An 18,432-nucleotide genomic window follows, 5' to 3' on the forward strand; every position below is an offset into this window, starting at 1 on the left:
CCGGGGGCCCCCGAGGCGGATCGGCGGGCGCTCAGCCGGCCTGGGGCGACGCCTGCGGCGACTTCGCCGCGTCGGCGAGCTCGCCGGTCACGTCGGCCGTCCGGGCCGAGAGCGGCGGCTCCACGCCCACCCGGGTGCCGAAGTCGTCGAACCGCAGGGTCGTCGTGCTGGTCACCCGGGTGACCAGCACGGTCCGTCGGCGAGCTGTCCCGTGGCGGCCGCAGGGTGAGACGCACGGTCTCCTGCCGCAGCCGCCCCTCCTCGTCGAGCCACAGGTCCACCGGAACCGACGACGTACCCAGCCGGCTGCACAGTTCCCGCGCCCGACCGCGGTCGCCCCGTGCCAGTGTCGACACATCGATGTTCACTCGATAGTGAGTGGTCCGGAGCGGGTGGTCCGGGTGCCTTGACCGTCTCCGTGCCGACCTCGGTCACCTCGCCGGAGCGCCGCTCCGGTACCTCGCCCGGACGAGAGCGTCGAGTGGCCGCGTACCGAGGTGCCGGGCGGGGAGTTCGCGGCCGTTGTGGTCGAACCCGGGGCGCGCACCGTACGAGCGGGGTGTGTGACAGCCGCTCCAGTCGGCGGGCGTTCACTCCTGCCCCGCACGACGCGGGCCCCGCACAATGGCTCACCGAACAGGGCCCGCCCACCATCCGCATTGGGGCGGGCCCTGTTCACCGGCGTGGGCGCGCCGGCTGACGCGTTCCTACGCGCCGCTCGCCCGGAGCATGTCCTCGCGCTCGACGATCTTCACGCGCTCACGACCCTGCGGCTCGCCCAGCGCCTTCTCCGCGGCGTCCAGCCGGTACCAGCCCTCCCAGGTGGTGTAGCGGACCTCACGCTCGGTGAGGAACGCCTCCACGGCCTCCGGCGCGGGCGACGCCGGCGTGTGCAGACGGCCGCTCGCGAAGTCGTCCAGCAGGTTCGACACCGTCTCGTTGGCGTCGCCCTTGGTGTGCCCGATCAGACCCACCGGCCCGCGCCGGATCCAGCCGGTGACGTACGTCGACTGGAGGTGCTCGCCGCTCTCCTGGACGACCCGGCCGCCCTCATCCGGGACCGTGCCCGAGACGATGTCCCAGGGCAGCTTGGGCAGTTTGTCGGAGAGGTAGCCGACCGCGCGGTAGACCGCAGTGACGTCCCAGTCCTTGAACTCGCCGGTGCCCTTGACGTTGCCGGTGCCGTCGAGGGCGGTGCGCTCGGTGCGCAGGCCGACGACCTCGCCGTTCTCGCCGAGGATCTCGGAGGGCGACTCGAAGAAGTGCAGGAACAGCTTGTGCGGCCGGTCGCCGACGTCGCGGATGGCCCATTTCTCCAGGGTCTTGGCGACCATGTCGGCCTGCTTGTTGCCGCGCCGGGTCTCGATCGAGCCCTCGTCGTAGTCGATGTCCTCGGGGTCGACGATCACCTCGATGTTGGGGGAGTGGTCCAGCTCCCGCAGCTCCATCGGGGAGAACTTCGCCTGTGCCGGGCCACGGCGGCCGAACACGTGGACCTCCAGGGCCTTGTTGGCCTTCAGGCCCTCGTGGACGTTCGCCGGGATCTCCGTCGGCAGCAGCTCGTCCGCGGTCTTGGCGAGGATGCGCGCCACGTCGAGCGCGACGTTCCCGACGCCGAGGACGGCGACCTTCTCCGCCTCCAGCGGCCAGGTGCGGGGCACGTCCGGGTGACCGTCGTACCAGGAGACGAAGTCCGCGGCGCCGTACGAGCCGTCGAGCTCGATGCCCGGTATCGCGAGCTCGCGGTCGGCCGTCGCGCCCGTGGAGAAGACCACGGCGTCGTAGAACGCGCGCAGGTCGTCCAGGCTGATGTCGGTCGGGTAGTCGACGTTGCCGAAGAGACGGATCTGCGGCTTGTCGAGCACCTGGTGGAGGGCGGTGATGATGCCCTTGATGCGAGGGTGGTCCGGAGCGACGCCGTAACGGATCAGCCCGAACGGGGCCGGCATCCGCTCGAAGAGGTCGATGGACACCCCGGGTTCGGTGGCCACGTCGGACTTGAGCAGGGCGTCGGCGGCGTAGATCCCGGCGGGGCCGGCTCCGACGATGGCTACCCGCAGGGGGCGGGGCATGATCAGTTCCCTTCGAGTGGCGACAGATCGACTCGACGGGAAGCCTAAGCTAAGGCAAGCCTTAGTTGGTACGGGGGTCCAGTCTATGAGCTCATAAGGCTACGTTATGAGCGGGAGGGCAGGTTCTGCTCGGCCCAGATGACCTTGCCCTCGGGCGTGTAGCGGGTGCCCCAGCGCTCCGTGAGCTGCGCGACCAGGAACAGGCCGCGTCCACCCTCGTCCGTCATGGCCGCGTACCGCAGATGCGGCGAGGTGCTGCTGCTGTCGAAGACCTCGCAGATCAGGGTGCGGTCGTACAGCACCCGGACCTGGATGGGGTCGGCACCGTAGCGGATCGCGTTGGTGACGAGCTCGCTCAGGATCAGCTCCGTGGTGAACGTCAGATCCTCCAGGCCCCATTGGGTCAGCCGCCGGCTCACCGAGGCGCGTACCTCCGAGACGGCCACCGGGTCGGCCGGCACCCGCCACTCGGCGATCCGGTCGGCGGCCAGGGCCCGGGTGCGCGCCACGAGCAGGGCGATGTCGTCGCTCGGCTTGGCCGGCAACCGGGAGTCGAGGACGACACGGCAGGTGTCCTCGGGAGACTGGCCGGCCCGCTCCAGCGCGCCGCGCAGGATTCCGAGCCCCACGTCGATGTCGTGCTCCCGGTCCTCGACCAGCCCGTCCGTGTAGAGCACGAGCCGGCTCCCCTCGGCCAGTTCGAGATCGACCGTCTCGAACGGCAGGCCGCCGACCCCGAGCGGCGGACCGGCCGGCACGTCCGGGAACTCCACGCTGCCGTCGGGGTGGATCAGGGCGGGCGGCGGATGGCCGGCCCGGGCGATCGTGCACAGCCGGGACACCGGGTCGTAGACGGCGTACAGGCAGGTCGCGCCGGTCACGGGGGCGCTGGCGTCCCCCTCCTCCGTCTCGTCCTGGTCGATGCGGGAGACCAACTCGTCGAGGAGGGCGAGCAGTTCCTCGGGGGGCAGGTCCAGCGCGGAGAAGTTGTGCACCGCCGTGCGCAGCCGCCCCATCGTGGCCGCCGCGTGCAGCCCGTGCCCGACGACGTCCCCCACCACCAGCGCCACCCGGGCGCCGGACAGCGGCAGTACGTCGAACCAGTCGCCGCCGACGCCCGCCTGCGCGGGCAGATAGCGGTAGGCGATCTCCAGGGCGTTCTGCTCGGGCAGGGTGCGCGGCAGCAGACTGCGCTGCAGCGTCACCGCCATGTTGTGCTCGCGTGTGTAGCGGCGCGCGTTGTCGATGGAGACGGCGGCCCTGGCCACCAGCTCCTCGGCGAGGGCCACTTCCTCCGGGTCGAACGGCTCGGGCTTCTCGGACCGCCAGAAGGTCGCCACCCCCAGCACCAGGCTGCCCGCCCGCAGCGGTACCGCGATCAGCGAGTGGATGCCGTACTCCACCACCTGGGCGGAGCGTTCGAGGTCCTGTGCCCGCCAGCCCGGGGCCTCGCTGAGCCGCGGCTCGACCACGGCCTGCCCGGTGCCGAAGCTGCGCGCCTGCGGGGAGGAGTCGACCAGCAGGATCTGTTCGCCCACCGGATACAGCGGCGCGTCCTTGCGGATCCCGCTCATCGCGGTACGGCGCAGTCGGCGCGCGGCGTCCGGCTGGCCGCCGCTCAGCACCGTGTCGAACAGGTCCACGGTGGCGTAGTCCGCGAACCGGGGCACGGCCAGTTCCGCCAGTTCCTCGGCGGTACGGGTTACGTCCAGGCTGGTTCCGATCGCCACCCCGGCGTCGTACAGCATGTTGAGGCGCTCCCGTGCCGCCTCGGCGCGGCCGGAGAGCGCGCGCAGCTCCGTGGAGTCGCGCAGGGTGGCGACGGTGCCGGGAGGCCCGCCCTGGCTGTCCGTGGTCCGTTGGTTGATCGCCAGCAGCCGGTCCTTGACCAGGTGCACCTCGTCGGTGGCGACCCCTCCGGAGGCCAGCAGGTCGGCCGTGTCGGGCGGCAGACCGAGGTCCCGCACATGCCGGCCCTCGGCGTCGGCGGGCAGGTCGAGCAGCCGGTGCGCCTCGTCGTTGGCGAGCAGCAGCGTGCCCTCGACGCCGACGATCAGCACGCCCTCCCGGACGGCGTGCAACACCGCGTCGTGGTGCTCGTACATCCGGGTCATCTCGTGCGGGCCCAGGCCGTGTGTCTGCCGCAGCAGCCGTCGGCTCACCAGCGCGGTGCCCGCGGTGGCCAGGGCGAGGCCCGCCGCCGCGGCGGACAGCACCAGCGGCATCTGCCGGTTGGCGGCGCCGCCCACATTGGCGGTGGTGATACCCGCCGACACCAGGCCCACGATCGTGCCGTCGTCCGCCCTGACCGGCACCACGGCCTGCACGAGCGGTCCGATGGTGCCGTCGATCTCCTCGGTGACGACGTGTCCGGCCAGCGCCGGGGCGAGGGTGCCGACGAACCTCTTGCCGATGCGGTCCGGCTTGGGATGCGTGTAGCGGATACCGTCGGTGTTCATGACCACGATGAAGTCCACCTTCGTGGCCAGGCGGGCCGCCTCCGCCCGCGGTTGCAGGATCGCCGTCGGGTCGGAACTCCGCAGCGCCTGGGCCGTGCCCGGCGCGTTCGCGAACGCCTCGGCCACGGCGGCCGAGCGATTGCGCGCCTCGTTGGTGCTGTCGCGGCGGGCCTGCAGCACCAGCGCGACGACCGCGGCCACCACCAGCAGCAGCACGATCACCACCTGCAGGACGAAGACCTGTCCGGCGACGCTGCGGCCGCTCAGCGCCGCCCGCAGTCCCGACGCCTGTCCCCGCCGTGTTCCGTCGGCGCCGCGCGGTCCGGTGGGCGGGCCGCCCGGCGCCGGCCGCGCCCGGTGCTTGTTCACCCCCGGAGCGCGGTCGGGCGCGTGGTGAGGGCGCGGACCGCTGGGACGACGGGTCGACCGGGCCCCGGATCGACCCAAGAGTCGGACCATGTCCCATGTCTACACTGCCGCGCCCGGAGAGGCGAGGGGCGTCACACCGCGTGACAGGCCGGGATGCCGTCGTCGGCGACGGACCGACGCCGGTCCGTCGCCCTCACCGCGTGATGCGGCGGGCGAGCAGAAGCGCGATGTCGTCGGGGCGGTCGACGGCTTGCCGGGCGGTCGCGGTGAGCCGGTCCGCCAGGCCCGCCAGCGACCGGCCGCCCGGCCGCGTGACGGGCGCGCCCACCTTGGCCAGGGCCACCCGCAGGTCGCTGATGCCGTCGTCGATGTCGCCGCCGGGCCGTTCCACCAGCCCGTCCGTGTACAGGGCCAGCACGGCGTCGGGCTCCATCCGCAGTTCCGTCACCGGGTAGCGGGCCCGCGGGTCCACCCCGAGCACGACCCCGCCGGGCAGGTCCAGGACATGGGTGCGGCCGTCCGGCCGGCGCAGCAACGGCTGCGGATGTCCCGCGCGAGCCGCCCGGGCCACACCGGTGGCGGGGTCCAGACGGACGTAGCAGCAGCTGGCGAACAGCCCCGGATCGAGGTCGATGAGGAGACGGTTGGTGCCGCTCATCACCTCGTCGGGCGGCCGGTCGCCGAGCGCGAACGCCCGCACCGCGCTGCGCAGTTGACCCATGGTCGCCGCCGCCTGCACTCCGTGCCCCTGTACGTCGCCGATGACCAGCGCCAGACCGTCCCCCGCCTCGATGACGTCGTACCAGTCACCGCCCACGTCCATGCCCTGTGTGCCGGGCAGATAGCGGCCGGCGGTCTCCACCTGAGGATGCGACGACAGCCGCTGGGGGAGCAGGGCCTGCTGCAGTCCCCGGGCGAGCGCGGCCTCCGTCTCGTAGCGCTGCGCCTTCTCCATGGCGTGGGCGATCAGCCCGGTGAGCGCGGTGAGCACCGTACGTTCCTCGGTGCTGAAGCTGCGCGGGCGGTCGAAGCCGAGGATGCAGGAGCCGACCGGGCGGCCGGAGGCGATCAGGGGCAGGAAGGCGTGGGCGCCCTCCGTCGCGGCCGGCGGGATGTCGGCGTAGGTCGCGGTCAGCTGCTCCATCGAGTCGAAGAACAGCGGGCGGCCCGTGGTCAGCGTCTCCACACCGGGCAGCCGGGCCTCCAGGCCCACCCCCTCGAACGGGGCGAGGAACCCTTGGGGGAAGCCCGACTCCCAGGCCAGGTGAAGGTGCCGGTCCTGCAACAGGTAGATGGCGAGCCGTCGGCCGCCGAACGCGGGCAGCAGCTCGCGCATGACGACCGCGGACACCTGCCGGGCGGTGACCGCCTCGGTGAGCGCGATGGCGAGGACGATGGGCCGGTACGCGGGCGCCGTGGATGCGGCGGTGTCGTCGGCACCGGTCCCGCCGGGGGCGATGTCGGCGGAGGCGGAGGCGTCGGCAAAGGCGTCGTCCACCATCCGGCTCGCCGGGCTGAGTGTGCAGGTCAGCCGGTCCTCGCCGGGATGCACGGTGAGGGACAGCCAGTCGCCCTCGGACGGCCGGGCGGCGGGATCCGGGTCGGGCTCCGGTGGCCGCCGGACGCGGAAGTGCACCGAGTCCGGCGCCAGCAGGGCGCCGCGCAGATGGTCCTCCACGTCGGGCCGGTCGATCCACGGCACGGTCTCCCACAGCGCCCGGCCGAGCAGCTCGGTACGGGACCGGCGCAACAACTGGGCGGCGCGCGGATTCGCGTAGACGACCAGACCCGCCCGATCCAAGGAGAACACACCGTCCGGCAGTAGATCGGCCGCCGCGTCGGCCACCGCGGCGGGGCCCGGATCGAGGACGATGCCCTTCACGATCCCGGTGCCGGCCCCCGTGCCCGACAGGTCGGCCGCGCCGTCCGCGCTCCACAGGTCCATCAGCCGCAGCGCACCGTCCGCGCCCCGCAGGTACAGCGGCAGGGTGGGCGGCCGGCCGGCCGCCGTGCCCCGCAGCGCGGCCAGCACCAGATGGGTGTCCGAGGGCGCCACGGCCCGCGCGAACTCCTCGGCGGTGCCGGGGAATTCGTCCGGGGGCACGCCCAGCAGGAGGTGCAGGCCCTCGTCCACGGTGACCGTCTCCGTCGCCGGTTCCCACGCGAAGCGGCCGAGGCGCTCCACGGGCGGACGCGTGGCGGACAGGCGCACGTACAGCGGATCGTCGTCCCAGACGACGCACTCACCCCGGTCCTGAAGACCGCGCAGGGCGATCTGGAGTTCATCGGCCACACTGACCATGCTGTCCCGGGCGGTCAGCAGTTCGGCGGCGTCCGCGACGGAGGGGCGCAGGACGGCGAGGACACCGAACGGCGTCGCCTCCGCTCCGACCGGCACGTACAGCGAGCCGAACGGGAACGGCAGGCCGGCCGCGAACTGGGGATAGCGGCGCATCGTCTCCGTCGCGTTCGGCAGGATCACCTGGACGCCCCGCCGGTAGGCGTCCGCGACGGGGAACGGGCTGTCCGCGTACAACCGCCACCAGGGCCGGAACAGGGGGCCGGGCAACCCGCCGAGTACGGCGAGCCGCAGCAGCCCGGGTGTGCCGGACCGCAGGTAGATCCCGCCCGCGTTGCCGCCGGCCGCGCTGATCGCCGCGATCGAGGCGTCGATCAGCAGCGCTGCCAGCCGTCCCTGCGTCGGATGTGCCTCCTCGGCGCTCCCAGTCATCGGCCCTACCTCGTCCGTGCGCCGTCACCCGGGCGATGACACAGCCAGAATGCGCCACCAGCCCCCCGTCGCGCATCCGCTCGGACGAGGTCGGCGCACGTCACCTCGACATCACCGCACGCACCCCACGGCCCGCGGAGTGTTCTCCGGGCACGGCCGCGTGACACATCTCGCTCCGCGCTCCGTTTGCGGCGGGCCTGAGTGAGCAGCCGATCTTGTGGCACCCCTGGCCGGCGGAAAGGAATCCACGATGGCGGCCGACGAACCCGATACCCAGCAGATCGCTGCCGATCCGGCGGCGGTCAAGCGTCACCGCACCCTGTTCAGGGCCGTACGACGGCGCAGGAACCCGCCGTTGCGTCGGACGGACATCACGGTGACCGACGAGGCGGCCGTGAAACGCGCGGTGAAGGCGGCCTCGCTGGGCAACGCCATGGAGTGGTTCGACTTCGGCATCTACAGCTATCTCGCCGTCACCCTCGGCCATGTCTTCTTCCCGTCCGGGAACGACACCGTCCAGCTGCTGTCCTCGTTCGCGACCTTCGCGGTCTCCTTCCTGGTCCGCCCGATCGGTGGCATGGTCTTCGGACCGATGGGGGACCGTGTCGGCCGTAAGAAGGTCCTGGCCCTGACCATGATCCTGATGGCGGTCGGTACCTTCGCCATCGGTCTGATCCCGTCGTACGCGGTGATCGGCTTCTGGGCCCCGGTCCTGCTGATCCTCTTCCGCCTGATCCAGGGCTTCTCCACCGGCGGCGAGTACGGCGGAGCCTCCACCTTCATCGCCGAGTACGCGCCGGACCGGCGCCGCGGCTTCTTCGGCAGCTTCCTGGAACTGGGCACGCTCGCCGGATACGTCGGCGCGGCGGGCCTGGTGACCGTGCTGACGACGGTGCTCGGCGATGCCGGGATGGAGTCCTGGGGCTGGCGCGTGCCGTTCCTGGTGGCCGGGCCGATCGGACTGGTCGGCCTCTATCTGCGGCTGCGGCTGGACGAGACGCCAGCCTTCCAGAAGCTGGAGGACGAGTCCGTCCACCGGGCCTCCGAGGCCGCTTCCACCGTGGAGACGACGGGCAAGGGCGACCTCGCGACCGTCTTCCGGGAGCAGTGGCCGACGCTGATCCTGTGCGTCTGCCTGGTCGGTGCCTACAACATCACCGACTACATGCTCCTGTCGTACATGCCGACGTACCTGTCGGACGAGATGGGCTACTCCGAGACGCACGGCCTGCTCATCCTCATCGCCACGATGGTGGTACTGATGCTGGTCGTGAACCAGGTGGGCTCGCTCTCCGACCGGTTGGGCCGCAAGCCCCTCCTGATGGCCGGGATGCTCGGCTTCCTCGTCCTGTCCGTCCCGGCGTTCCTGCTGGTCGGTCAGGGCAGCCTGGTGGCCGTGTCGTGCGGCATGCTGATGCTCGGCCTGTCGCTGGTGTGCCTGCTCGGCACGATGTCCGCGGCGCTGCCCGCCCTCTTCCCGACCCAGGTGCGCTACGGGGCCCTGTCCGTCGGCTACAACCTCTCCGCCTCCCTCTTCGGCGGCACCACCCCCCTCGTGATCACCGCGCTGATCTCCGCCACCGGCAGCGACCTGATGCCCGCGTTCTACGCGATGGCCGCCGCCCTGGTCGGCACCGTCTCGGTCGCCTTCATGAAGGAGACGGCCCGCAAACCACTGGCGGGCTCCCCGCCCGCGGTCGCGACCCCGGAGGAGGCGGCCGACCTGGTGGAGAGCCGGGCACCGGCACCGCGGTTCTGAACCCGGCCCAGGACGGGCGTCAGCCGCACGTGTAGCAGCGGGCGACCACTCCGCGACGGACCGTGCATGGAACGACTCTCTTCGCAAGGCGGGCCGGGCTCCGGAGTACCGAATTGACCCGAATGGCGCTCCCGCCGGGAGACGTGGCGCACGGCGGGGTCTCCTGGAGGGGCAGCCGTCGAAGGAGGTGTCCCATGTACGAGATGTGCGTAGGTCCGGAGACCGGGACAGGGGCGCTGGTGTGGCACGTACTGGAGCGCCACCGGGGCAGCAGCCTGTGCGGCGTCGACCTGCCCGCCGGGCCCGGTGCCCGACCGTCGGAAGGGACCGACCGTCACTGTCTGCCCTGCATGGCGCGCTTCCAGGAGTGCCTGGAAACGGGCGGCGGGAGCTCGCGTTGAACCGGCGGGCGGCCGCCGGCCGGCCCCGCGTCGGGAGAGTCTGACGCTACGGGCCGGTTACGGTGCCCTCACACCTTGATGGCCACCGGGTGTGCTCCTCATGATGAAGGCATGACGACTGGCTTGCGGGCCATGACCCGACTGGCGGACTGGCCGGACCTCGTGGAGGCCCGGCCCAGTTGCGGCACAGGTCGCGCGCTGCGCTGCGAAGGTGCCGAGATCGCGCACTTCCATTCGGGCCGGATGGCCGACGTGCATCTGTCGGCCCCGGCCATCTGGCGCCTGAGGGGTGACCTGAAGGGCTCGACCGCCCTGCGGCTGGTGCCGGGCTCCGCCTGGGTGACCGTCCGCCTGGAGTGCGAGTCGGACATCGATCTGCTGTTGACGCTGGTGAGCGTCGCCCTCAAGGCCCACCTGGGGAGCACGGCCGGTGACCCGGCCCAGTCAGCGCGCTGCAACGACCACCGTCGTGTCACGATCGCGCGGTGAACGGCCGATGGCGCCCCGTCAGCCGTGGAAGTTCACATAGCCGTTGTGGTCGGGGTCGGAGCCGCTCCTGGTGTACGCGTGCACGTCGGCGCGGCTGCCGGAGGGCTTGTAGAAGTAGATCGTGTCCTCGTCGTTGTTCCAGAGGAAGTTGCAGTTCTGGCGGTAGACGACGTTCTTCGCGTCGGAGTCGGTGCCCCTGCCGCCGCGCAGTTTCACGTAGTCGCCCGGCTGCAGCGAGTGGCTGTTCGTGAAGGTGAAGCGGTTGCCGACGGCGTCCTTGACGACATAACCCTTGAGGTTGACGGTCGTCGAGGACGAGTAGTTCTTGATCGTCAGGTACTCGTTCTTGGTGTTGCCGGTGGTGCAGTTGTTGGAGTCCGAGCCGGGCGCGTCGTACTGAACGCCCTTCAGCTTCAGGGCCGACGAGTACTCGGCGGCCTGGGCCGGCGCGGCCGCCACGGCGGCTATCAGCCCGGCGGCGGTGGTGGTGGCCGCCAGGACATGGCGCATACGCATGGGAAATCCCCCCGGTGGTGCGAGCAGAGCGGCGTGAGCTTACCTCCTTCGTGAACAATTCATGTAATGAACGTGTAGAAAATGTGAAGTGAGCCGATCTGCGAGGTGCGGGATACCCGTGACGGAGAGGAAGGCCGGTAGCGGAGCGGAAGGCCGGTAGCGGAGAGGAGCCCGGGTGGGCACAGAGACGAAGGCGGGCGGCCAGGGCGACAACCCGGCGGACGCGACCGAGGGAGCCGACCCCAGACGGTGGAAGGCCCTGTGGGTGACCCTGGTGGCCGGCTTCATGAGCCTGCTGGACGTGACGATCGTCGCGGTCGCCCTGCCGTCCATGCAACGGGACCTGCACGCCTCGGCACCCGCCATCCAGTGGGTCGTCTCGGGCTACGCCCTCGCGTTCGCCCTGGTCCTGGTGACCGCCGGACGTGTCGGCGACGCGATCGGCAGGCGCCGCATCTTCCTGCTGGCGCTGACGGCGTTCGTGGTGTGCAGCGCGGCGGCGGGCGCGGCCCCCACGATCGAGCTGCTGGTCGCGGCCCGGCTCGCCCAGGGCCTCGCCGCGGGCTGTCTCGCCCCGCAGAACTCCGCCCTGATCCAGCAGATGTTCCGGGGCGCCGAACGCGGCCGGGCCTTCGGCCTGTTCGGAGCCACCGTCGGCGTCTCCAGCGCCGTCGGCCCGGTGGTGGGCGGACTGATCCTCATGCTCGCCGGCGGGCCCCAGGGATGGCGCTGGATCTTCTACGTCAACGTCCCCGTCGGCGCGCTCGCACTCGTCCTGGGACTGCGGCTGCTGCCGAGGCTCGCTCCCGGCCGCGGTGAACGACTCGACCCGCCCGGCGTCGCCCTGCTCGGCTGCGGCGTCCTGGCGCTGATGCTGCCGCTCGTGCTGGCCGAGTCAGGCGGCGTCCGACGGCTGTGGTGGCTCTTTCTCGTCGGCGCGGCGCTCCTGGTGGTCTTCGCCCGCTGGGAACGGCGCGTCGCCGCGCGCGGTGGGCAGCCGCTGCTCGATCCGGAGCTCGTCACAACCACCCGCGGCTACGCGGCCGGCGCCGCCATCGCCACCCTCTACTTCGTCGGCTTCAGCGGTGTGTGGCTGGTCTTCGCCCTCTACTTCCAGAACGGCGAGGGGTACTCGCCGCTGCGCTCCGGGCTGGCCGTGACCCCGTTCGCCCTCGGGTCGGCGCTCGCCGCGCTGGTGGCCGGCCGGCTGGTCGAGCGGCTCGGCCGGCTGCTGACCGTGTGCGGACTGGCCGCCGTGACCGTCGGGCTGGGCGGGGCCGTCCTGAGCCTGGGCCTCGCCCCCGCCGGCCTCGCGGTGTGGCTCGCGGCCCCCGCCCTGTTCGTCGGCGGCCTGGGCAGCGGCTGTGTCATCTCGCCCAACGTCACCATGACCCTGCGCGATGTCCCGGTACGGATGGCGGGCGCGGCGGGAGGCGCCCTGCAGACCGGACAGAGGCTCGGCGGAGCCGTCGGTACGGCCGCCCTGCCGGGCCTGTTCTACCTGGTGCTCGGCGCCCACGCCCACGACTACCGGTCGGCGGTCGTGATCGCCGTGGGCTGCGGCATCGCGCCGGTGCTGGGCGCACTCGCGTTGGCCGTGCACGACTGGCTGCGGGACCGCAGGGCGCGCCGGGAACCGTGCCCGCCGGAGGCGTCCCACAGCCCCGTGCACGCGAGCCAGGGCTGACCTCCGGCCCGCCGGGGGAGCGGCGATAGGGTCCCGGCATGGTTCATGCGGACGTGGGAATCGTGCATCCCGGCTCCATGGGAGCGCAGGTGGCCGCGCAGGCCGTCGCGGTCGGAGCCAGGGTCTGGTGGTCGGCGGAGGGACGGTCGGACGCCACCCGGGAGCGGGCCGCAGCCCTGGGACTGAAGACGGCCCGAAGCATGGCCGAGCTGGCCTCCGAGTGCGCGGTGATCCTCAGCGTGTGCCCGCCGGCCGCCGCCCTGGACGTCGCCCGCCAGGTCGCGGCGACCGGCTTCGACGGCGTCTACGCGGACGCCAACGCGATCAGCCCCCGCCGGATGGAACAGATCACCCGGGTGGTGCGGGAGAACGGGGCGACGGTGGCCGACGGCGGCATCACCGGGCCGCCTCCCCGTGAGGCCGGCACCACCCGGCTGTATCTCTCCGGCGACGACCGGGCGGTGGAGACGGTGCGGGCCCTGTTCGACGGCACTCCGCTGACCCCGGTCGTCCTGGCCGGGCCGGTCGGCCGCGCGTCGGCGCTCAAGCTGGCCTTCGCCGCCTACAACAAGATCTCGTACGCGCTCGCCGCCGAGGCCAGTGCCCTCGCCGCCGACCACGGTGTCCTCGACGACCTCCGAGACCTCGCCGCGCACCTGCTGCCGGGCACCCCGTTGGCCCGGCCGGAGCAGCTGGCGAGCGCGGGGGCCAGGGCCTGGCGGTGGGAGCCGGAGATGCGGGAGATCGCCGAGGCCTGGCGCGGCAGCGGCCTGCCGGGCACCTTCGCGGACGCGGCGGCGCACACCTTCGACCAGTGGCAGGACCACAAGGACGACCGGACCGTGACGGGCGATCGGCTGATCCGCGACCTCATGCCCGGGCGGCCGGACGACGAGTCGTGACGGACGGCCGACCGGCCGCACTCCACGGGCCGTCCGGCGGCCGGGTCAGCTCCACAGCGGATACCTCACCACGGGCGCCAGCCGCTCCGGCCTGCCCTCGGGGTAGGTGAGCGTCATCCGGGCGTAGTGCCGCAGATCGGGGTGCCTGGTCCAGCGCTCGGCACGGTCGAGCCGGACGACGACCGGATACGAGCGGAACGTGCCCGCCGCGCAGTAGGGATCGCAGTCGTTGACGAGGTTGCGGCCCTTGGCCACCGCCGTGTGGGCGTTCCAGCGCGACCAGCGCAGGGAGGTGAGACGGCTGTTGCCGTCACCGCAGGCGAGCAGGAAGTCGGCCGGGCGCACGTGCGCCTTCCGGAAGCAGTCGACCAGCACGGTCGCCGTCGCCCGCTGTGCCGTGCCCCGCGCCGGCGGCGGCGCCTTCTCGGGCGCGGCGGAGGCCGTCCCCATCACCGCCGCCAACGCCAGGGCCGCAAGGAGCGTGGCCGACTTGGTCACCCCGTGTGCGCGCATCTTCGCTCCCCGCCGCTCGGCCCCGCGTCCGCCTGCTCCGACGTACCGACGCTACGACGGTGACCGGGGACGCACCACTCGTACGGAGCTACGACCAGAGCTCTGCCGTACCGCGGCGGGGCGGTACGGCAGAGCTCCGGTTGCCGAGGTGTCGGAGCGGTCCTAGTGGTCCGCCGCCTCGTCGGTCACATCCGTGACCGTCCAGCGCTGGTTGGAGCCGGAGTTGGGCTGCCAGGTAGTGACGGCGGCGCCCTCGTTCGTGGCCTGGCCGCCGACCTCCAGCGCGCGTCCGGTGCCGGCGTTGACCAGGGTCCAGGTGTGGTCACCGGTGGTCGACATGATCCACTCGGTGGCCGGGTCCCGCTTGCCGGTGTCCGGCTCGACGACGGGCACGTTGTCGCGGACGGCGAGCCGCTTGCCCTCGGCCGGGTTGGCGAAGACATACCGCTGACGGTTGCCGGTCTCGCCGTGGCGGGCGTCGAGCTGCCACTCCTGCGCGACCGTGCCGTTCGCCGAACCGATGACCAGGTTCGTCCCGTTCGCCGCGACCGTCACCGCCTTGCCGCTCTGCACGCCGGTCAGGGCGTAGGAGTGGCCCTTGGTGAACAGGCCCGCGTCCTTCGCGACGCCCGAGACGCCCTTGACGGCGAAGGAGGTCACGGACTGCGCGGGGACGGTGTAGGTGGCCTTGCCGTCCACGACCTTGACCGGGGCCTGCCGCTGGAGCTTGCCGTCGGCGCTGGTCACCGTCGGCGTGACGGTCGCGTTGCCCTTGATCGTGCGGAACTTGGACAGGTCGATGGTGACCGCACGGGGGGCGGTGGTGCTGTTGACGTGGACGAGCGAGGCGCCCTTGCCGTCCTTGGCCACGGCGGCGGCGCTGGAGGTGTCGTCCACCTTGATCAGCTTGTCGCCGGGCTTGATGAAGTGCGTGAAGTTACGCGCCGTGTCGAACTTGGTGTTCGTGTAGATCGGGCAGGACTCCAGGGTGTCCTTCGAGGTGCAGCTGAACGGGAGCTGGATGCTCCCCCAGTTGCCGCCCTTGGCGGACTCGCCGCCCGGCTTCATGTTGTCGTAGTCCTCGACCGGCTGCCAGAACACCCAGGCCGTGGGTTCCAGTTCACGCAGGTCGTTGACGATCTGCTGGGCGAGTCCGAGGCCCGGCCGCATGTCGGTGAAGCTCTGGCCGTCGCCCCAGTCGCCCTCGACCTCGCTCATCCACAGCGGCTTGTCGGCCGCCTTGGCCAGGTCCCGTACGGTGGTGCGCTGCCCGGTGCCGTAGGTGTGGACGTTCATCTGGTCGACGAGGTCGCGCGACGCCTGCGAGTAGGTGTTCCAGTTCTGCGCGAAGATCGAGGGGTTGGTCTCGTCCATCGCCGAGATCTCCGACGTGACCTTCGCCTTCTTCAGCGCGGGCGCCAACGCGGCGAGGACCTTCTGCTGGAGCTCGGGGCCGATGTGGGCGCCCTCCTGACGGCCGCCGACCGGCTTGCCGTCCGCGCCCAACGTGGTGCCCCAGTAGCCGGTGTTGGGCTCGTTGAACGGGTCGACGGTGTCGACCTTGATGCCCTCCGCCTTCTCCAGCCGCTTGGTCGCGCCCGCCATGTACGCGGCGAAGTCGTCGACCGAGTCCGTCTTCAACTGGTCGGTGTTGGCGTTGAATCCGCCGGAGACGTAACCGCTCTCGGTCATGAACCACGGCGGGGAGTTGCTGAACGTCTCCCAGTGGTCGATGTCCTGCTTGATGCGTTCAACCCACCAGCGCTGGGTGGCGTCGGCGTTCTTGTTCCAGTCGGCCGGGTCGTCGGCGCTCCACCAGTCGGTGTCCTCGCGGGTGGTGCCCGCGGGCGCCTTCCACCAGCCCTCGACGGCGCCGCCGGCGCGCAGATAGTCGTTGACGTCGGGGGCGTTGCCGCCGCCGATGTTGTACCGGGCGATGTTCAGCGCCAGGCCGTCGTCGCCGAAGAGGAGCTTCGCGAGCTTCTCGCGTATCGCCGGCGGGTAGTCGCCGGTGGCGTTGGCGAACCAGACCAGGCTGGTGCCCCAGCCCTCGAACTTCTCCTGCTTGTACGACGGATCCGGCTGCACGGTGACGGAGGCGATGGCCTCGGTCTGTGCCTGCGCGGGGACGCTGAGCAGGGCGGCCCCGGTGGCCAGGGCCGTCAGGGCGGCGGCTGAGAGGAACCGTCTGCTGCGGGTACGGCGTGCCATCTGTGCTCCCAACTGGAGTGTGGTCGCTGTGATGACCCCTCCCGCCACGGAGCGGAAGGGGACTGCCCCCGAACGGGTGTTGTGCCGTTCGAGGAGTCCTGCGTGCGGGTGCGGTGTGATTGCTGCGGGTGGGTTGTGGTTACGGGGTCTCAGCCGGCGGGTTGTCGCAGTACGGCGACGTCCCTGGGGCCGAGCATCAGCGTGCCGTCCTCGTCGGCGCCGCCGACGAGGACCTCGCCGGGCAGACCGGCCACCGGTACGGCGTCGTCGGTGCGGTTGACCAGGAACAGGAACCGGCTGTCGGTGCCGCGGCGCACGGTCAGTTCGACCAGGCCGCGAACCTCCTCGGGCAGTTCGCTCGCCACGCCGGCCGGCCCGAGCAGGCGCGGCAGCAGGGCGGTCAGACCTGTCACGCCGAGCCGCGTGGAGACATAGGCGGCCGAACCGCCGCCCGTCGCACGCCGGGTGACGGCGGGGCCGCCGGCCTGTGGGCCGGTGCGGTAGCGGGCCAGTACCTCGGTCCGAGGGTCGGTGACCGTGATCCGGTCGGTCCACAGGCTGCCGGTGCTCGCGTCGTCCAGCTCGACGGTGTCCCCCTCGAGCAGCGGCCCGAACTCCTCGATGCGCAGGCCGAGCAGATCGCGCAGGGCTCCCGGGTAGCCGCCGAGCCAGACGTGGTCGTTCTCGTCGACGACCGCGGAGAAGTACGTGGTGATCAGGTGACCGCCCTGCTCGGCGTACCGGGTGAGCTCCTTGGCGAGGTCGGAGGGCACCAGGTGCAGCACCGGCGCGATCAGCACCTGGTGGCGCGACAGGTCGGCGCGGGTGGTGATCAGGTCGGCGCGGATGCCGAGGGCCAGGAGCGCCGAGTACCAGTCGAGCGCCTCCTGCCGGTAGTCGAGCAGGGAGGTGGGGTGGGAGTCCTGCTCGCTCGCCCACCACGACTCCCAGTCGTAGACGATCCCGACCCGGGCCGGCTCCCGCTCGGAACCGGCGACCGGGGCGAGCGTCCCGAGCGTGGCGCCGAGTTCGGCCACCGCCCGGAACAGGTCGCTGTCCGCACCGGCGTGCGGGACCATCGCCGAGTGGTACTTCTCGGCGCCGGCCGCCGACTGCCGCCACTGGAAGAAGCACACCGCGTCGGCGCCGTGCGCGACATGGAGCAGCGAGTCGCGGGCCAGGTCGCCGGGCCGCTTGGCCACATTGACGGGCTGCCAGTTGACGGCGCTGGTGGAGTGTTCCATCAGGAACCAGGGGCGCCCGCCGGCGATACCGCTGGTGAGGTTGGCCGAGAAGGACAGCTCGTCGCGGTCCTGGGGGCCGGGGAGGACGTAGTGGTCGTTGGAGACGAAGTCGATCTCCTCGGCCCAGTCCGGGTAGTTCATGCCCTTGGTTCCGGGCATCACCATGAAGTTCGTGGTGACGGGCACGTCCGGCGTGATCTCGCGCAGGAGGTCCCGTTCCGCGCGCAGGTGATCCTTCAGCGCGTCCGAGGAGAACCGCTTGAAGTCCAGCTGCTGGGTCGGGTTGGGGTGCGAGGCGGCGAGCCTCGGCGGCAGGATCTGCTCCCAGTCGCTGTAGCGCTGCGACCAGAACGCCGTCCCCCAGGCGTGGTTGAGCACTTCGAGCGTGCCGTAGCGGGCGCGCAGCCAGTCGCGGAAGGCGCGGGCCGCGTCGTCGGAGTAGTCGTAGATGTTGTGGCAGCCCAGCTCGTTGGAGATGTGCCAGGCGACCAGGGCGGGGTGGTCCCGGTACCGGTTCGCCATCTCCCGGACCAGGCGCAGGGCGTGCTCGCGGAAGACCGGCGAGGTGGGCCGCCAGTGCTGGCGGGCGCCCGGCCACACCGTCTCGCCGTTCGCCGTGACCGGCAGGATCTCCGGGTGGGCCGTGCTGAGCCAGGGCGGCGGGGAGGCGGTGGCGGTGGCCAGGTCGACCCCGATGCCGCCCGCGTGCAGCAGGTCCATGACCTCGTCGAGCCACCCGAAGTCCCACTCGTCCGGGCCCGGCTGGATACGGGCCCACGAGAAGATCCCCACGGACATGACGTTGACCCCGGCCTCCCGCATCAGCCGGACGTCCTCCTCCCACACGTCCCGGGGCCACTGCTCGGGGTTGTAGTCGGCGCCGTAGCCGAGACGGGGGACGGTGTCACCGTCCGCCCCGCGCGGGCCGGACAGGAGGGTGGAGATCATGGCGGTCCTTCCGGATGTGGTGCACGGGGGCGGCGCGGTCGCCACCGTCCGTGGGCTGGGGGTGTTCGCCCGGTTCGGCGCCGGCGGCGGAAAGGCACAGCACGACGAGACCAAGGAGCGCGTGGTCGAGT

General features: G+C 71.8%; 13 protein-coding genes. 5 read left to right on the plus strand and 8 right to left on the minus strand.

Annotation, left to right across the window (positions count from 1 at the left end):
• Positions 1-31: 31 nt before the first annotated feature.
• The 4 genes from AB0H86_RS12760 to AB0H86_RS12775 all read right to left on the minus strand — a co-directional run bounded on the left by AB0H86_RS12760 (position 32) and on the right by AB0H86_RS12775 (position 7,631).
• A complete protein-coding gene (locus AB0H86_RS12760) occupies positions 32-175 on the minus strand; it encodes a hypothetical protein (RefSeq protein WP_362436415.1) in 144 nt (47 codons plus the stop codon).
• A gap of 532 nt (positions 176-707) precedes the next feature.
• On the minus strand, positions 708-2,072 hold the full coding sequence (locus tag AB0H86_RS12765; RefSeq protein WP_362436417.1) for an FAD-dependent oxidoreductase: 1,365 nt from the start codon (positions 2,070-2,072) through the stop codon (positions 708-710).
• Positions 2,073-2,176: 104 nt separating this feature from the next.
• Entirely contained in the window at positions 2,177-4,990 is a 2,814-nt protein-coding gene (locus AB0H86_RS12770; protein WP_362436419.1) for a SpoIIE family protein phosphatase, read from the minus strand.
• 103 nt (positions 4,991-5,093) lie between these two features.
• Positions 5,094-7,631 (minus strand): SpoIIE family protein phosphatase, encoded by a 2,538-nt coding sequence (locus tag AB0H86_RS12775; protein ID WP_362436421.1) that lies wholly within the window; start codon positions 7,629-7,631, stop codon positions 5,094-5,096.
• A 250-nt stretch (positions 7,632-7,881) separates the two neighbouring features.
• Between AB0H86_RS12775 and proP the strand changes: the two genes are divergently transcribed.
• The 3 genes from proP (at position 7,882) to AB0H86_RS12790 (ending at position 10,280) form a co-directional block, all read left to right on the plus strand.
• Positions 7,882-9,390 (plus strand): glycine betaine/L-proline transporter ProP, encoded by a 1,509-nt coding sequence (proP, locus tag AB0H86_RS12780; protein WP_362436423.1) that lies wholly within the window; start codon positions 7,882-7,884, stop codon positions 9,388-9,390.
• Between the two features lie 194 nt (positions 9,391-9,584).
• The gene (locus tag AB0H86_RS12785) at positions 9,585-9,791 is read left to right on the plus strand and encodes a hypothetical protein (protein WP_362436427.1); all 207 of its coding nucleotides are present in this window, start codon (positions 9,585-9,587) and stop codon (positions 9,789-9,791) included.
• A 111-nt stretch (positions 9,792-9,902) separates the two neighbouring features.
• Positions 9,903-10,280 carry a luciferase family protein gene (locus tag AB0H86_RS12790; RefSeq protein ID WP_362436429.1) on the plus strand — a complete coding sequence of 126 codons (378 nt, stop codon included), beginning with the start codon at positions 9,903-9,905 and terminating at the stop codon, positions 10,278-10,280.
• An 18-nt stretch (positions 10,281-10,298) separates the two neighbouring features.
• Here the strand turns inward: AB0H86_RS12790 and AB0H86_RS12795 are convergent, their stop codons facing one another.
• The gene (locus tag AB0H86_RS12795; RefSeq protein WP_362436431.1) at positions 10,299-10,796 is read right to left on the minus strand and encodes a lamin tail domain-containing protein; all 498 of its coding nucleotides are present in this window, start codon (positions 10,794-10,796) and stop codon (positions 10,299-10,301) included.
• 175 nt (positions 10,797-10,971) lie between these two features.
• Here AB0H86_RS12795 and AB0H86_RS12800 point away from each other — a divergent pair, with 175 nt between their 5' ends.
• Together AB0H86_RS12800 and AB0H86_RS12805 are read left to right on the plus strand one after the other, a co-directional pair.
• The gene (locus AB0H86_RS12800; RefSeq protein ID WP_362436433.1) at positions 10,972-12,483 is read left to right on the plus strand and encodes an MFS transporter; all 1,512 of its coding nucleotides are present in this window, start codon (positions 10,972-10,974) and stop codon (positions 12,481-12,483) included.
• Between the two features lie 38 nt (positions 12,484-12,521).
• The gene (locus tag AB0H86_RS12805) at positions 12,522-13,385 is read left to right on the plus strand and encodes a DUF1932 domain-containing protein (RefSeq protein ID WP_362436435.1); all 864 of its coding nucleotides are present in this window, start codon (positions 12,522-12,524) and stop codon (positions 13,383-13,385) included.
• Positions 13,386-13,430: 45 nt separating this feature from the next.
• Here the strand turns inward: AB0H86_RS12805 and AB0H86_RS12810 are convergent, their stop codons facing one another.
• From AB0H86_RS12810 to AB0H86_RS12820, 3 genes are all read right to left on the minus strand, one after another.
• Complete coding sequence (locus AB0H86_RS12810) at positions 13,431-13,898, minus strand: hypothetical protein (RefSeq protein ID WP_362436437.1); 468 nt, start codon at positions 13,896-13,898, stop codon at positions 13,431-13,433.
• A gap of 162 nt (positions 13,899-14,060) precedes the next feature.
• Positions 14,061-16,109: a glycoside hydrolase gene (locus AB0H86_RS12815; protein ID WP_362436439.1), complete on the minus strand. Its 2,049-nt coding sequence runs from the start codon at positions 16,107-16,109 to the stop codon at positions 14,061-14,063.
• Between the two features lie 149 nt (positions 16,110-16,258).
• Complete coding sequence (locus AB0H86_RS12820) at positions 16,259-18,301, minus strand: beta-galactosidase (protein ID WP_362436441.1); 2,043 nt, start codon at positions 18,299-18,301, stop codon at positions 16,259-16,261.
• Positions 18,302-18,432 lie beyond the last annotated feature (131 nt).

This window comes from Streptomyces sp. NPDC050997 (assembly GCF_040660135.1).
Classification (GTDB): Bacteria; Actinomycetota; Actinomycetes; order Streptomycetales; family Streptomycetaceae; genus Streptomyces.

Coding starts and splice junctions, on each gene's coding strand:
- AB0H86_RS12765 (WP_362436417.1), bottom strand. CDS start 2,072: ATGCCCCGCCCCCTGCGGGTAGCCATCGTCGGAGCCGGCCCCGCCGGG.
- AB0H86_RS12770 (WP_362436419.1), bottom strand. CDS start 4,990: ATGGTCCGACTCTTGGGTCGATCCGGGGCCCGGTCGACCCGTCGTCCC.
- AB0H86_RS12775 (WP_362436421.1), bottom strand. CDS start 7,631: ATGACTGGGAGCGCCGAGGAGGCACATCCGACGCAGGGACGGCTGGCA.
- proP (WP_362436423.1), top strand. CDS start 7,882: ATGGCGGCCGACGAACCCGATACCCAGCAGATCGCTGCCGATCCGGCG.
- AB0H86_RS12785 (WP_362436427.1), top strand. CDS start 9,585: ATGTACGAGATGTGCGTAGGTCCGGAGACCGGGACAGGGGCGCTGGTG.
- AB0H86_RS12790 (WP_362436429.1), top strand. CDS start 9,903: ATGACGACTGGCTTGCGGGCCATGACCCGACTGGCGGACTGGCCGGAC.
- AB0H86_RS12795 (WP_362436431.1), bottom strand. CDS start 10,796: ATGCGTATGCGCCATGTCCTGGCGGCCACCACCACCGCCGCCGGGCTG.
- AB0H86_RS12805 (WP_362436435.1), top strand. CDS start 12,522: ATGGTTCATGCGGACGTGGGAATCGTGCATCCCGGCTCCATGGGAGCG.
- AB0H86_RS12810 (WP_362436437.1), bottom strand. CDS start 13,898: ATGCGCGCACACGGGGTGACCAAGTCGGCCACGCTCCTTGCGGCCCTG.
- AB0H86_RS12815 (WP_362436439.1), bottom strand. CDS start 16,109: ATGGCACGCCGTACCCGCAGCAGACGGTTCCTCTCAGCCGCCGCCCTG.
- AB0H86_RS12820 (WP_362436441.1), bottom strand. CDS start 18,301: ATGATCTCCACCCTCCTGTCCGGCCCGCGCGGGGCGGACGGTGACACC.